Below are 547 nucleotides of genomic sequence, written 5' to 3'. Positions count from 1 at the left end.
CCGCACCCCGAAATGGGCCCGCCACGACATCGCCGCGGCTGCACCGCAGGCTGGTTAGACCAGCGCCTGCAGCCGCGTGTTCCTTAGCGACAACCGGTCCTGGCGCGTCTGCAGGGCGAAGAGGGTCAGGGCTGCGGCGTTGCGGTGGAGCCAGTACAGCAACGCGAAACGTGCGTGCCCGAAAGCCAGCAGAGCTGGCGTCGCGCTGTCGCACACGGCGAGGCCGAAGGTGTCGATGATCTGTGTTGTCTCGAAGAGCGGGACCATCGTCGCGAGCTCGTGCTGGCTCAACGGGCACACCGCGAGGTAGCCGGCGAGGAACGCGGTCACCCGCGGCGCGTAGCTCGCGACCGGCCCGGCGGGGGGGTGTGCAGTAGAGCAGCGCGCGGGCGAGTTCGTAGGCGGGCGGGGCCAGCCGGGCGAGATCGAAGTCGAGGATTCCGCTGATGTGACCGTCGGCGGTCAGGATGTTGCCCGGGTGCACGTCGCCGTGCACGAGCGTGACCGGCAAGTCCCGCAGCGCCGAGAGGTTCTCCGGGCGCAACGC

General features: G+C 70.0%; 1 protein-coding gene and 1 pseudogene. Both read right to left on the bottom strand.

From position 1 onward, the window contains the following. Window positions 1-54: 54 nt before the first annotated feature. Window positions 55-330: a hypothetical protein gene (locus ACY45C_RS19370; protein WP_462188990.1), complete on the bottom strand. Its 276-nt coding sequence runs from the start codon at window positions 328-330 to the stop codon at window positions 55-57. Between the two features lie 49 nt (window positions 331-379). Beyond that, window positions 380-484: pseudogene (locus ACY45C_RS19365) on the bottom strand (phosphotransferase); the annotation flags it as partial. Window positions 485-547 lie beyond the last annotated feature (63 nt).

The organism is Frankia sp. CcWB2 (assembly GCF_977927585.1).
Note: the sequence above shows the minus strand (reverse complement) of the source record. Positions and strands in the feature narration are given on the sequence as shown.